Raw genomic sequence first — 15,367 nt, 5'->3', positions numbered from 1 at the left:
AAGTTTCACTTTATCACACCACGTCCCTTTTAATGCTACTTATTCTCATTAAGCATCTTAATTTTTGAATTGGCTTTAGTTATTATGTACTACTTTAAGGGCTTTTTTGATCTGTGACAGTTTGGGGTGCGGAATGTGGGGTATATCCCTAGTTTAATTAGGTGAATATAGTCCAACAATTTTTATTCCCTGTTTTTCTTTTTCTGCTAGTTCTAAATTCAATGTCAGCAGTTTTTTTAATATGTCATCTTCTGGGGTGAATTTATAAGCGTCCATTACCAGTTTATCTAATTGTTGATGGAGTTTATAAAGTTGACTACTGGGTTCGTTGAAGAATTTATTATATAATGTGGTGATTCCCCATTGTTTTGTTTCCATTTGTTGAGTTCGATATTGATGGAGTTCTTCGGCTTTGGTGCGGATTTTTTCTACTATTTGAATATCTGCTGTTTGCGGAAATGGGAAGGTTTCAAAACAGGTTGTATTAGTATATCGAGTTCTATCTTCTAAAGTTGAACTTTGCGCTTTTACCCACATTCGATGTAAATTAGATGTGAGAATCCCCAAAATATAAAAATCATCTGAAGCAATTACCATATTAGCTTCACAAGGTAAAATAGAAACATCCACAGGTGTAAAAATCACCCACTTAGCAATTTTTGGAATAGCGAAATAATAAGATAGAGAAGACATTGCTTGTCTCATAGCTGGTCTTTTTTCACCAAATTTCCACCAATTAATTCTTCTTGCGTCTCTACGGTTTTGATCTCTTTCTGGTTTGACTTTTTCCTGTACACGCTGAAAAGGTAATTGATATTCACTTGCTTCTTCTATGGATAAATCATTAAAATCAATTACCCAATCTAATGTTAAACAGGGATTAATTAAAGTTTTGCCATCAATCATTGGTTTTAAAACATCTGCATTTTTAGAAGCAATTTTTATCCATTCTCTAGCTTCTTCTTCAGATATTAGAAATCCTTTACCAGATAATTCACAAGATTGAAAAGAAAAGTTTTTATTGGCTTTTAAAATTTCCGCTTTATTGACTGATATCTCACTTTTTAAAGAAGAGGTAATAAACGGAACTTCAACACTATCTAAAAAGTTTTGTTTTTGTTTTTCCTTTGTCCAATTAGCAATACTCACATGAACCGCAGCATCTCCAGACCAAGTTTGAGTAGAAATTGCATCATGAATAATTCCACCTTTACTAACAATATAATCTAAACTGGCTTTTCTCCCAGAAACCTGAGCAATAGAATTTGTACCCACTAATCCTCCTCTGCCTTTATTATCTAATAAATCAGCAGCTTTTCTAAACCAAAATACACAAAAATCTGGTTGTCCTTTAACATCTGGAAAAGCTTTATATATCTTTTCTGCATATTCATCTCCTAATGCTATTCTCAATTTTTTACCACCTAAAAATGGCGGATTTCCTATTATTGCATCAGCTTTTGGCCATTCACGAAATAAAGCATCTTGACAAAAAATATTATTATCTAAAGTATCCAATGGTAAAGCAGGTTCAGTTAACTGTAAATTATCAATCGCAATTTTTCGCGCAATCATCAAAGTCACCCGCGCTAATTCCACCGCAAAGGGATTTGTATCCATTCCATAAAATTGCAAAGGAGTCACCAAACCCATTTGCATTTGTTTATCCTTAGACTTACGCAAAGATTGAATTTTCTCTAATAGCAAGATTTCAATTCTCTTCAATTCCTGATATGCGATATAAAGAAAATTACCAGAACCACAAGCAGGATCTAAAACTCGATAACCTTGTAATTCTATTTGCAGTTTTGAAAGTTCCTTAATTGTCCCTGCTTCCTCAATTCTCTCTTCCCAATAACGGCTAATTGTCGGTCGGACAATTTTCATAATATCCACTTCCGAAGTATAATGAATTCCTCGCGCGTGACGTTCTTCCTTATATATACTCCCTTCAAATAAATTCCCAAAAATAGCCGGACGGACTTTACTCCAATTTTCTCGCGCGGAAACATCTAAAAAGTTTAATTCCTCCCTGGTTAATTCAATTGCATGAATTTGAGAAAATAAACCCCCATTAAAATAATCCACTCCTTGATAACGTCCCGCTGGTGTTTTTCCTGGTTGATTCATTTCCCGAAATAAACCACCCAAAACATCATAGGAACTTTCCCCTTTCATACAATCTTGGACACAAGAAATAAACATATCACGGGGTAACAGTTGTCTCTTTTCCGCAAACATCGCTAAAACACATTGTAAAATAAATCTCTGTCCTATTAACTTTTCAATTCCCCTACTTTCTAACTCTAATAATAATTCTCCCATGCGACGGGCAGCTTTCACAGTTACTTCTACTTGGTTATTTTGGAATACAGGGGTTTTTTGCCCTAATTCCATAAATACCAATGCTCCTGCGCGGTCTGGCAGTTGTTCCAGGGTAATTTTATCTACAGGTGTATATAATTGAATATTAAAATCAAAGATCCAAAATTCATCAAAGTTGCATAAAATCACATATTTAGGACGATTTGGGACTAACCGCATCCAATAATCAAAGGCTTGGGAATAATGTTTATTTAAGTCTTCTCCTCGTTTTTTCATTTCTATTAAAACGCGGGGTTTCCAAACTAAATCAGCAAAACCAGTTTTACCAGTTTTACTACTTTTTTTAATAGCTTCCTCATAAGTTGCACCAGCTTCTAAAGCACCTTCATGGCCAAAGGCACGAAAAAAGCGGTCGAGAAATGTTTGTGCTTCTTTGCGTTCCTGTCCGGTGATATGTTGGTTACAGAATTGTACGAATTTAGATAAACTTTCTGGTGTTGCTGATGTCATGAGAATAAAAAATATAAACCACCACTTTTAACTTTTAACTTTTGACTTAGAGGGTGTTTTAAAAGTATTAGATGAAACCGATAATCTCCAGAAACCTAACCCCCTTCCCTACCTCTCCCTAACCCTCTCCTACGAGGAGAGGGAAGCGGAAAAACTTTTGTTAGCTGGAATGGGGGTTTCAAACCCACATTCCGCGTCGGGGAGAGGTTTGGAGAGGGGTTTATTTATACATTAAAAACTTTTCAAACAACCTCTTGTAAACTCCCCCTCCATTACAAAACGAAGGGGGATAAAACATTAAGCCGTGAAATACTTAGCCGCAGGGTGATAAGTAATAATCGCCGTTGTAGACTGTTCAGGATACAATTGCTCACTTTCATCCATGTGCATCTTCATCCTATCAACCCCCAACAACTGCAACTGCTTAAACTGATCCTGAATATTCGGACAAGCAGGATAGCCGAAACTATACCGAGAACCTTGATAACGCTGCGCCAACATATCCCGAATATTATCCGGTTCAGAATCACCAAAACCTAACTCCCGGCGGATTCTAGCGTGAGTCCATTCAGCCAAAGCCTCAGCCACCTGTACAGCCATACCATGAAAATACAGATAGTCAGTGTATTTATTATCGGCAAATAGCTTTTGTCCAAACTCCGTTGCAACTTCCCCCACAGTCACCGCTTGCATAGGGAAAACATCAATAATTCCCGACTCCTTAGGTGCAAAAAAATCTGCAATACATAACCGATTAAAAGACCTCTGACGGGGAAACTCAAAACTAACTCTTACCTCCGCGTCCTCTGCGTCTCTGCGGTTCGTTTCATAAATCAACAAACTATTCCCCACAGACTGACAAGGAAAATAGCCATAAATCACTTGAGGATGTAATAAATTCTCCTCAATAATGCGCTGTTTCCACTCTTCCAAAACTGGATAAACCTTATCAGCTAAAAACGCCTGATATTCCTCCTTAGATTGTTCCTTGGGCTTGCGGAATTGCCATTGTCCAGCCACCAAAGCTTGCAAATCTAAATACCAGAATAATTCCTCCAAAGAAATATCATCAGGTTGTAAAAACTGCGTTCCCCAAAAAGGTGGATTTGGACGTTCAATATCTACAGCTACAGCCTCAGAACGCCGAGTATCAACCTCTTTTTTAACATCAGAATTATCTAGTGTAGGGTGGGCATCTTGCCCGCTATTTTCCGCAATAGATTGATGTCCATTTTCTTCAACTTCATCCAAAAATCCCTGGAAATTATCCCAATTACCTGCTGTTTTTGCAGGCATTAACTTATCCATAAAATGCAAATCAGAAAAAGCATCCTTGCCATAAATAACCTTACCTTTATAAGTTCCTTGGCAATCTTGATTTACAAATTTAGGAGTTAAAGCAGCACCACCTAAAATCACAGGAACAGTAATTCCTTTTTCATTGAAAGTCTGTAAATTCTCTTTCATGAAAGCGGTGGATTTTACTAACAATCCACTCATGGCAATACAATCAGGTTTGTGTTCTTCGTAAGCCTGAATGATGTTTTCTACAGATTGCTTAATTCCCAGGTTAATCACCTTATAACCATTGTTAGATAAAATGATATCTACCAGGTTTTTACCAATATCGTGAACATCACCTTTTACCGTCGCAATTACAAAAGTTCCCTTCGCATTATTCCCAGATTCCGACTTTTCCATAAACGGTTCTAAATAAGCAACCGCAGCTTTCATGGTTTCGGCAGATTGTAAGACAAAAGGTAATTGCATTTGTCCAGACCCGAACAATTCACCAACAACTTTCATTCCGTCTAACAAGAAAGTATTGATGATTTGTAAGGGAGGATATTGTTCTAAAGCTTTTGTCAATTGGGTTTCTAAACCAATGCGTTCACCGTCAATAACATGACGTTTTAAACGTTCTTCAATGGGTAAACTGGCATCAATTCCCGTATTCCGTTTAGTTTTGACTCCGGCAAAAATTGTGGTTAATTCTCCCAAGGGGTCATAAACGCAGACATTACCATCAAATTTACGTTCATCATAAATTAACTGCCGACAAACTTCTTGATGTTGCGGTTCAATCTTAGCCAGAGGTAAAATTTTACTCGCGCTGACAATTGCTGCATCCATGCCCGCTTGCATAGCTTCATGCAAAAACATCGAGTTTAACACCATGCGCGAGGCGGGATTTAAGCCAAAGGAGATATTGGAAACGCCCAACATCACATGACATCCAGGCAATTCTTGACGAATACGGCGAATGGATTCAATGGTAGCTTTACCATTTTCCCGATCTTCTTCAATCCCCGTAGAAATCGGTAGAGCTAAAGTATCAAAGAATATTTCTGTAGGCGCAATCCCATATTCTACAGCTTGACGGTAAGCCCGTTGGGCAATTTGAAACTTTTTCTCTGCTGTCCGCGCCATACCATCTTCGTCAATTGTCCCAATAATGACACCAGCACCGTATTTTTTAGCTAATTCTAGCACTTTCAAAAATCGGTCTTCGCCATCTTCATAGTTGGTAGAATTGAGTAAACACTTACCACCAGCTACCTTTAAACCCGCTTCCATTTTTTCCCATTCGGTGGAATCCAGCATTAAAGGTAAAGTTACATTATTGACAACACGAGAAACTAACTCGTGCATATCACGTACGCCGTCACGTCCCACATAATCAACGTTGATATCAAGGATGTGTGCGCCTTCTTTTACCTGACTCCGCGCCATTGAGACTAAACCATCCCAGTCTTCAGCGTTGAGTAAATCACGGCATTTTTTAGAACCACTGGCGTTAAGACGTTCACCGATAATCAAGAAAGAATTTTCTTGTTCATAGGGTTGAGTCGTATAAATTGATGCGGCTGATGGTTCTAAAATTGGTTGTCTAACTTTTGGTTTTAACTCGTGAGCAATTTCCGCCAATTGTTGAATATGTGCTGGTCGTGTCCCACAGCAACCCCCAATCACTTGGACACCTAAATCTTCGATGAAGTGCATTAACGCCATGCGTAATTCTATGGGCGTAAGTTTGTAATGTGCTTGACCGCCAACGTTTTCCGGTAAACCCGCATTGGGAATACAGGAAACTACGAATGGGGAATGTTCGGATAAATACTTGATATGTGGTTTCATCAAGTCGGGACCAGTGGCGCAATTTAAGCCGAGAATATCAATGGGGTAAGATTCGAGGATAGTAACTACGGCGTTGATTTCTGTACCTACCAGCATTGTTCCCATGCTTTCCATAGTTACAGACACCATTAAGGCTCTTCTTTCCCCTTTTTTAGCAAAAACTTCCTCAATCCCATTTAATGCGGCTTTAATTTGCAGCACGTCTTGGCAGGTTTCTACGAGAAATAAATCCACACCACCATCAAATAAGGCTTCTGCTTGTTCAGCAAAAGAGGCTTTCATGGTGTCAAAATCAATATGTCCCAAAGTCGGAAGTTTGGTGGTTGGACCAATAGAACCAGCTACAAATCGGGGTTTTTCCGGGGTGGAAAATTCCGCAGCTACACTTTTGGCAAGTTCGGCGGCTTTCTTCGTGAGATAGTAAGCTTGGTCTGCTAAGTCATATTCTGCTAAAACTATGGACATAGAGCCAAAGGTATCAGTTTCAATGACATCAGCCCCAGCGGCGAGAAAATCACGGTGAACCTTGGCGACGGCTTCGGGTTTGGTGTGGACTAGATACTCGTTACAGCCTTCATATTGTGCGCCTCCAAAATCTTCAGCGGTAAGATTTTGGGTTTGCAGGTTTGTACCCATTGCACCGTCAAAGACGATAACGGGACGTTCGGGACTATGTAGGTGTTTGAGAAAGGGATGGGTCATAATTGTGTGAAAAAATAGAGTTATTTTTGTAATACTAGACTTAATTTACAGCAGGAGTCAGAAGTCAGGAGTCAGGAGTCAGGAGGAAGAAAATTATTTACCAATTACCAATTACCAATTACCAATTACCAATTACCAATTACCTGTTCCCTGTTCCCTGTTCCCTGTTCCCTACTTAAAATAGTGAAACTTTCAGATTTAAGCAGTCCATTACCGAAAACAGTATCTACTACCATGTCTGTTAATTCTAAACTCTACGAAGGCAAAGCCAAAATTCTTTACGCAACAGATGATCCAGAGGTTTTGTTGGCTGATTTTAAAGACGATGCTACAGCCTTTAATGCTCAAAAACGGGGCAGCATTCAAAACAAGGGCATGATTAACTGTAGTATTTCTAGTCAACTGTTCCAACAATTGGCAAAACAGGGGATTAAAACTCATTTTATTGATAGTCCAGCCCCCAATTTGATGAGAGTTAAAGCTGTAAAAATTATCCCCTTAGAAGTGGTGGTAAGAAATATTGCGGCTGGTAGCCTGTGTCAGCAAACTGGGTTAGCACTAGGGACTGTGTTATCACGGCCTTTGGTGGAATTCTATTATAAAGATGATAATCTAGGTGATCCTTTACTGACAAGCGATCGCTTATTTCTCCTAGAATTAGCCACACCGGAACAAGTTGCTCAAATTACTCATCTTGCATTGGAAATCAACGAATTTCTCAAGCAGTTTTGGGAAAAATGCCAAATTACCTTAGTGGACTTTAAACTTGAATTTGGCATGGATTCACAACAGCAAGTGCTTTTAGCCGACGAAATTAGTCCCGATACCTGTCGTTTATGGGACATAGCCGAAACCGATACTAACCGCCGCATTATGGATAAAGACCGTTTTCGTCGGGACTTAGGAAACGTAGAAAATGCCTATCAGGAGGTTTTGCAGAGAGTATTAAAAGTAGTAGAAAGCTCCAAAGCTGAGTAAGTAAATTTTCCAGTGATTAACAATAATGGTGTGTGGTAGTGAAGAGAAATATGATTAAAAAACATTTAACACCCGGATTAATGGCTATGGTAGCCATGACCGTCCCTTTAGCAATTTCTGTCAAAGCAAATGCCCAAACGACTGATAGTCACCCACAGACCACAGAAGTTTTGACAGTAGCAACAAACCAGCCAGAAACACAGAATCTTGTCAAAGGTGATGCTAGTGAAAATCCAGCATCTTATCCCCTGGTAGCACCAATAGTTGGAGAAAGAGAATCTCACAAATTTTCCCCTCTTATTAAAGCTTTAAAGTCCAACTCAGCATCAGTAGATCAGGGATCTGTAATTATACCCAACTCGACAATAGTTCCCATTACAGCAAAGGCCGAACCGACTCGGAAAAAACCAAATCCTTCAACAACATCACCCACAACCATAAAAAAGGGATCTGAGGTTGTCCCCAAACCGACAATAGTTCCTAAAAAAACACCAGTTCCCCTAGTAAAACCGACTCAACCTCCTGCGACTGAATCCAATCAAGAAAAACTAAATCCGCCAACAGTAGCACCCACACCCAATCCAGAAGCAACCGAAGCCCGCGTATTGGTGTCAGAGGTAGCAATTAAATCAGAAACAGGACAAATCACCCCGGAACTAGAAACCCAAGTTTATAAAGTAATTCGCACCCAAGCTGGACAAACAACCACCCGTTCCCAACTGCAAGAAGATATCAGTGCGATTTTTAGAACTGGGTTTTTCTCCAACGTCCAAGCATTTCCAGAAGATACCCCCCTTGGTGTGCGGGTAAGTTTTATTGTTGCCCCCAATCCCATTCTCTCTAAAGTAGAATTAGAAGCCAACCCTGGTACGGGTGTAGCCTCTGTCCTTCCTGCTGCGACGGTCAACGAAATATTTAGCAGTCAATATGGCAAAATTCTCAACTTGCGGGAATTAAACGAAGGCATTCAGAAATTAACCAAACTTTATCAAGACCAAGGTTATGTACTTGCCAACTTAGTTGGAGCGCCCAAAGTCTCAGAAAATGGCGTTGTCACCCTCCAAGTGGCAGAAGGGGTTGTAGAAAGCGTTAAAGTCCGATTCCGGAACAAAGATGGTGAGTTCGTAGACGACAAAGGCAACCCAATTCGCGGACGGACAAAGGATTATATTATTACGCGGGAATTAGAATTAAAATCAGGAACAGTATTCAATCGAAATACAGTACAGAGAGATTTAGCGCGAGTATATGGACTTGGATTGTTTGAACCACCTGATACTGAGCCTATATCCCTTGCTCCTGGTAGTGACCCCAGTAAGGTAAATGTACTAGTAAATGTAACTGAACGTAATAGCGGTTCTATTGCTGCTGGGGCGGGAATTAGCTCTGCTAGTGGTTTATTTGGAACTATCAGCTATCAGCAGCAAAACCTGGGGGGCAGAAACCAAAAATTGGGGACGGAGTTACAGTTAGGAGAACGAGAACTACTATTTGACCTGCGCTTTACTGATCCTTGGATTGCTGGTGATCCTTATCGCACTTCATATACGACAAATATTTTCCGTCGTCGTTCTGTTTCCTTGATTTTTGAAGGTAAAGACAAGAGTATTGATACCTTTGATCCTAACAATATTACGGATACAAATCAACAAGATCGCCCTCGGATTACCCGGTTAGGTGGTGGTGTCACCTTTACCCGTCCCCTTTCCCGCAATCCTTTCAAAAATTCCGAGTGGCTGGCTTCCGCTGGACTCCAGTATCAACGGGTTTCCGGTCGTGATGCTGACGGTAATTTGAGAAAGGAAGGGGCGATATTTGATAGTAATGGAAATATCATCAGTGATAGAACTCCTCTCACCCTTTCGCCTTCAGGAGAAGATGATTTATTACTATTGAAGCTGGGCGCACAAAGGGATCTCCGCAATAATTCCTTACAACCCACCAAAGGTTCTTTCCTCAGCTTTGGAGTTGATCAATCTGTACCTATAGGCACAGGTAGTGTTTTTATGACTAGGCTTAGGGGTAACTATAGTCAGTATCTACCGATTAAATTACTTAGCTTTAGCAAAAAACCCCAAACTTTGGCATTTAACCTGCAAGGGGGGACAATCTTTGGGGATGTACCTCCCTATGAAGCCTTTACCATAGGTGGTAGTAATTCAGTTCGCGGGTATGATGAGGGCAGATTAGGCACGGGTAGTAAGTATGTCCAAGCTGCTGTTGAATATCGCTTTCCGGTTTTCTCGGTTGTCAGTGGCGCACTATTTTTTGACTATGGTAGTGACTTGGGAAGTAGTACCCAATCTGCACAATTGTTAAAGAAAAATGGCAATGGCTATGGCTATGGTTTAGGTTTGCGGATACAATCTCCACTCGGACCAATTCGCATAGATTACGGTGTCACTGATGAAGGTGATAGTCGGATCAATTTTGGCATTGGGGAAAGATTTTAAATTGGTCAGTAGGGGCGAAGCATTTGGAAGATAAATTATCGGTCATTGCCAAAATAGTTCTCCAAATGCTTCGCCCGTACAGTGGTTAGTGGTCAGTGGCTAAGAATTTTACTTCTGACTCCTGAATTCTGACTTCTGTACCTTAATAATATTTAATATTTTTCAGACAAGAATAATCAGAGTTTTGAGCAATACTAACTACAATATTTGGATTATTAGATGATGCAGCAACATACTTTAGCTGGGGAAATTACTCAGACTGGTGTGGGGTTACACAGTGGGGTCAATACTCAAGTACGAATATTACCAGCACCACCGGGAAGTAATCGCTTTTTTGTCCGGGTAGATTTACCGAATTCACCAATTATTCCCGCCCAAGTTGCGGCTGTGAGTCAGACTGTGCTTTCTACTCAATTGGGTAAGGGTCAAGTCTGTGTTCGCACTGTGGAACATTTATTGGCTGCTTTGGCGGCTATGGGGGTGGATAATGCCAGAATTGAAATTGATGGACCGGAAGTACCGCTTTTAGATGGTTCTGCTCAAGTTTGGTGTGAAAGAATTGCTGAAGTTGGTTTATTTGCCCAAATGGTGAGTAATTTACCTGCACCTGTCGTTATTACCGAACCGATTTGGATTTATGAAGGTGATACTTTTGTTTGCGCCCTACCGGCACCAGAAACCAGATTTAGCTATGGGATAGATTTTAATTTGGCGGCAATTGGTAATCAATGGCACAGTTGGTTATTAACGACAAGTTTAGAAAAATCTTCTGCTGACTTTGCTTCAGAAATTGCGCCAGCACGGACTTTTGGGTTACAGCATCAAATCGAACATCTGCAAAAGTCGGGATTAATTAAAGGTGGTAGTTTGGCTAATGCCCTAGTTTGTGGGGTGGAAGGTTGGCTAAATCCACCATTACGATTTGCAAATGAACCAGTTCGTCATAAAATCTTGGATCTAGTCGGAGATTTAAGTTTACTAGGAATTTTCCCTGTTGCTCATTTTTTGGCTTACAAAGCTAGTCATAATTTACACATTCAACTGGCACGGAAAATTTTAGAACTGATCTAAAATTCCCAAATTTACCCATCTTAGTGTTTAATTATTCAAACAACGTACCACTAATGTCCACTATTACCGAACCTAATTCCCAGGAATTGAATACATCAAGTGAGGATAATGTCAATCCACAGACTATAAAAACTACCTTTAGTATTGAGGAAATTCAGGAACTCTTACCTCATCGCTATCCATTTTTACTGGTAGATCGGATTATTGATTATGTACCTGGTAAAAAAGCCGTGGGTATTAAAAATGTTACCTTTAATGAACCCCAATTTCAAGGGCATTTTCCAGGGCGATCGCTGATGCCAGGTGTGCTAATTATCGAAGCCATGGCACAAGTGGGTGGGATTGTGATGACGCAAATGCCGGAATCAAAAGGAGGACTATTTGTCTTTGCTGGTATTGATAAAGTCCGTTTCCGTCGGCAAATTGTTCCTGGAGATCAACTGGTAATGACGGTGGAACTGTTGTGGGTGAAGCAGCGTCGGTTCGGGAAAATGAAAGGACGGGCGGAAGTTGATGGACAATTAGCCGCTGAAGGAGAACTAATGTTTTCTTTGATTAGTTAAAATTTATTATACCATAACAGGATTTTAGATTTTCGCCCTCACACATAACTGAACTTTGCCCGACACGTTTCTTAATTGAATAAATTAGCAAGTAGCACTTAGTTTTGGAGATTCACCTTTGAAAACACTTATTCATCCAACTGCTGTCATCCATCCTAATGCGGAACTCCACTCAACAGTGCAAGTCGGCGCTTATGCTGTGATCGGCGAGAATGTTAGAGTTGGTGCAGACACTGTAATTGGCGCTCATGTCGTCCTAGAAGGCCTTTGTGAAATTGGTACGGGAAATCAGATTTTTCCCGGTGCAGCTATCGGTATGCAGCCCCAGGATCTCAAATACGTGGGAGAACCGACTTGGGTAAAAATTGGTAACAATAATTCCATCCGTGAATACGTGACGATTAACCGCGCTACTGGCAGGGGTGAGGCGACGATAATCGGTAATGGCAATTTATTAATGGCTTATGTTCATGTAGGTCATAATTGCCTGATTAAAGATTCTGTCATTATTGCTAATTCTGTAGCATTGGCGGGTCATGTACATATTGAATCACGAGCTAGACTGAGCGGCGTTTTAGGTGTGCATCAATTTGTTCACATAGGAACTATGTCTATGGTGGGCGGAATGACACGCATTGATAGGGATGTCCCTCCTTATATGTTGGTGGAAGGAAATCCGGCGAAAGTGCGATCGCTCAATTTGGTAGGATTAAAACGTTCGGAAATGGCTGCTAGTGATTTCCAATTAATTAAAAAAGCTTTCCGTCTTCTCTATCGTTCTGATTTCCTATTTAAAGATGCTTTACAAGAGTTAGAAAATTTAGGAGATTCAGAACAATTAAAACATCTTCGCCGTTTTTTACTACTTTCCCAAATGCCCGGAAGACGCGGTTTAATTCCCGGAAAGGGCAGAAAATCTGTCAGTGATGAATAATGAATAGTCAGTTAGATGTAGGGACGGGGTTTTCCCGTCCTTAAAGTTTACCAGTTGCTCTGTTTTTGTCGGCAGAATATGGATTTAATGAATATGGATTTAATGAACCACGTTCGCGTAGCGCCCCGCAGGGTAGAAGCGAAGGTAGCGAAGGAAGAAAAGAAGAAGAAGAAAAGAAGAAGAAAGTAGGTAATTTTCAACTGGGAAAGGGCGTAAAAATCTCAAATCTAAAGTTTTAAAATGCGGATATTTATTAGCACTGGCGAAGTTTCTGGGGATTTACAGGGTTCGCTTTTGATTGCAGCACTGCAACGTCAAGCTGTTGTTACGGGTTTGATATTGGAAATTATCGCTTTGGGTGGGGAGAAAATGGCGGAAGCTGGGGCGGAAATTTTGGGGGATACTAGCGGTATTGGTTCGATGGGTTTGATTGAGTCTTTGCCTTATGTTATCCCTACTTTAAGGGTACAACGCCAAGCGATCGCTTACTTAAAGAAAAATCCCCCTGATTTAGTAGTCCTAATTGACTATATGGGTCCAAATCTGGGCATTGGTACATTCATGAGGGAAAACTTACCTGATGTACCTGTGGCTTATTATATCGCTCCTCAAGAGTGGGTATGGTCTATGAGTTTTCAGAATACCAACCGCATTGTTGGTTTTACAGATAAACTATTAGCAATTTTCCCCGAAGAAGCGCGATATTATCAGCAAAATGGGGCAAAGGTTTGTTGGGTAGGACATCCTTTAATTGATAGAATGGCAAATGCACCAAATCGAGAAATTGCCAGAGAGAAATTAGGAATTAAACCCGCAGAAATCGCAATTACCCTGTTACCAGCTTCCCGTCATCAAGAATTAAAATATCTTTTACCAATGATTTTTCAAGCTGCCCAAAATATCCAATCTAAATTACCAAATGTCCATTTTTGGATTCCTCTATCTTTGGAAACATTTAGACAACCAATTACAGCAGCAATTAAAGATTACGGTTTGAAAGCTACACTAGTATCAGATCAACAAAAGGATATTTTTGCTGCGGCTGATTTCGCAATTACTAAATCGGGAACTGTCAATTTAGAACTTGCATTATTAAATGTCCCCCAAGTTGTAGTTTATTGTCTTCATCCCATTACTGCTTGGATTGTGCGTCATATTCTTAAAGGTTCAATTCCCTTTGCTTCTCCAGTAAATTTAGTTGTCATGCGGGAAATTGTTCCCGAATTTTTACAGGAACAAGCCACAGCCGATAATATTGTTGAAGCAGCCATGGAATTGTTATTAAATCCTGAAAAAAGACAAAAAACTTTATTAGATTATCAAGAAATGCGCCATTGTTTGGGAGAATTGGGAGTATGCGATCGCACTGCAAAAGAAATTTTAGCAATGAAAAAGTAGATAATAGTTAAAATGGCAAAAACCCGACCAATTGCAGTTGACTTATTTGCAGGTGCAGGAGGAATGACTTTAGGCTTTGAACAAGCTGGTTTTGATATTCTGGCATCTGTGGAAATAGATCCAATTCATTGTGCAATCCATAAATTTAACTTTCCCTTTTGGACGGTGATCTGTAAAAGTGTAGAAGAGACAACAGGGAAGGAAATTAGGAATAGTTCTCAAATTGCCAATCAAGAAATTGATGTAGTTTTTGGTGGTCCTCCCTGTCAAGGTTTCTCATTAATAGGAAAACGCTCTTTTGATGATCCAAGAAACTCTTTAGTTTTCCATTTTATTAGATTGGTTGTAGAATTACAACCCAAGTTTTTTGTATTAGAAAATGTCAAAGGAATCACAGTAGGAAAACACAAGGAATTTATTGCTGAAATTATTAATCAATTTACTGAAAGTGGTTATCAAATTGATGCAAATTATCAAGTTTTAAATGCAGCTAATTATGGAGTACCACAAAATCGGGAAAGATTATTTTTACTCGGTTCACGTCAAAATATCGAATTACCGAAATATCCAGATAAGATGATATTCCCTAATCTAAAATCTCCTACAGTTTGGGACGCATTACAAGATTTACCAGTCATAGAAAACTATCCAGAATTATATCAACAAGATTGGATATTAACTGAATTTAGTAACCCTAGTAATTATGCTAAAAAACTGCGTAATCTTGAAATTGCAAAAAATAACTATGCCTATAAACGTCAATATGATCTGACCTTACTAACATCAAGTTTAAGAAGCAAACATTCACCTGAATCTATGGAAAGATTTGCTTCTACACCTCATGGTAAAATTGAATCAATTAGTCGTTTTCATAAACTTGATCCTCATGGTTTATGTAATACTTTAAGAGCCGGAACACCCAGTAATAAAGGTGCATTTACTTCTCCTCGTCCCATCCATCCTTTTATCCCCAGATGTATCACTGTCAGGGAAGCTGCACGGTTACATTCCTATCCTGATTGGTTTAGATTTCATCCCACAAAATGGCATGGTTTTCGACAAATTGGTAATTCTGTTCCTCCGCTTTTAGCGCAAGCAGTCGCAGAGGAAATTATTAGAGTTTTAGATATCACATCTTCTCAAGGTCAAGGTGTTAAAAAATTAGGGGACATTAGTTTATTGAAACTTAATATGTCAACAGCCGCAAAATATTTTGGAGTCAATCCTCATGTTATAGAACCGAGAACTAGGAAAAAATGAATTTTTGGCATTTATTTAGCGCATTTATTTAGCTA

10 protein-coding genes are annotated in these 15,367 nt (G+C 39.6%); 8 read left to right on the top strand and 2 right to left on the bottom strand.

Annotation, left to right across the window (positions count from 1 at the left end; all coding sequences use genetic code 11):
* Positions 1–153: 153 nt before the first annotated feature.
* On the bottom strand, positions 154–2,835 hold the full coding sequence (locus PN450_RS13375; protein WP_271836637.1) for a DNA methyltransferase: 2,682 nt from the start codon (positions 2,833–2,835) through the stop codon (positions 154–156).
* Positions 2,836–3,132: 297 nt separating this feature from the next.
* The gene (gene metH, locus PN450_RS13370; protein ID WP_271836636.1) at positions 3,133–6,675 is read right to left on the bottom strand and encodes a methionine synthase; all 3,543 of its coding nucleotides are present in this window, start codon (positions 6,673–6,675) and stop codon (positions 3,133–3,135) included.
* A gap of 234 nt (positions 6,676–6,909) precedes the next feature.
* Here metH and purC point away from each other — a divergent pair, with 234 nt between their 5' ends.
* The 8 genes from purC (at position 6,910) to PN450_RS13330 (ending at position 15,332) form a co-directional block, all read left to right on the top strand.
* The gene (gene purC, locus PN450_RS13365) at positions 6,910–7,653 is read left to right on the top strand and encodes a phosphoribosylaminoimidazolesuccinocarboxamide synthase (RefSeq protein WP_271836635.1); all 744 of its coding nucleotides are present in this window, start codon (positions 6,910–6,912) and stop codon (positions 7,651–7,653) included.
* Between the two features lie 50 nt (positions 7,654–7,703).
* Positions 7,704–10,106 (top strand): BamA/TamA family outer membrane protein, encoded by a 2,403-nt coding sequence (locus PN450_RS13360; RefSeq protein ID WP_271836634.1) that lies wholly within the window; start codon positions 7,704–7,706, stop codon positions 10,104–10,106.
* A 222-nt stretch (positions 10,107–10,328) separates the two neighbouring features.
* Positions 10,329–11,177 (top strand): UDP-3-O-acyl-N-acetylglucosamine deacetylase, encoded by an 849-nt coding sequence (gene lpxC / locus PN450_RS13355; protein ID WP_148767008.1) that lies wholly within the window; start codon positions 10,329–10,331, stop codon positions 11,175–11,177.
* 53 nt (positions 11,178–11,230) lie between these two features.
* The gene (fabZ, locus tag PN450_RS13350) at positions 11,231–11,740 is read left to right on the top strand and encodes a 3-hydroxyacyl-ACP dehydratase FabZ (protein WP_015083388.1); all 510 of its coding nucleotides are present in this window, start codon (positions 11,231–11,233) and stop codon (positions 11,738–11,740) included.
* A gap of 118 nt (positions 11,741–11,858) precedes the next feature.
* A complete protein-coding gene (gene lpxA / locus PN450_RS13345) occupies positions 11,859–12,674 on the top strand; it encodes an acyl-ACP--UDP-N-acetylglucosamine O-acyltransferase (protein ID WP_148763897.1) in 816 nt (271 codons plus the stop codon).
* Positions 12,675–12,739: 65 nt separating this feature from the next.
* Positions 12,740–12,913: a hypothetical protein gene (locus tag PN450_RS13340; RefSeq protein ID WP_271836633.1), complete on the top strand. Its 174-nt coding sequence runs from the start codon at positions 12,740–12,742 to the stop codon at positions 12,911–12,913.
* A gap of 1 nt (position 12,914) precedes the next feature.
* Positions 12,915–14,072, top strand: a complete 1,158-nt coding sequence (gene lpxB, locus PN450_RS13335) for a lipid-A-disaccharide synthase (protein WP_271836632.1) — start codon at positions 12,915–12,917, stop codon at positions 14,070–14,072.
* A 12-nt stretch (positions 14,073–14,084) separates the two neighbouring features.
* Complete coding sequence (locus PN450_RS13330) at positions 14,085–15,332, top strand: DNA cytosine methyltransferase (RefSeq protein WP_271836631.1); 1,248 nt, start codon at positions 14,085–14,087, stop codon at positions 15,330–15,332.
* Positions 15,333–15,367 lie beyond the last annotated feature (35 nt).

The sequence above is a fragment of the Dolichospermum lemmermannii CS-548 genome (assembly GCF_028330815.1).
In the GTDB taxonomy this organism is placed as follows: Bacteria; Cyanobacteriota; Cyanobacteriia; order Cyanobacteriales; family Nostocaceae; genus Dolichospermum; species Dolichospermum lemmermannii.
This window is presented reverse-complemented; position numbering and strand designations above follow the sequence as displayed.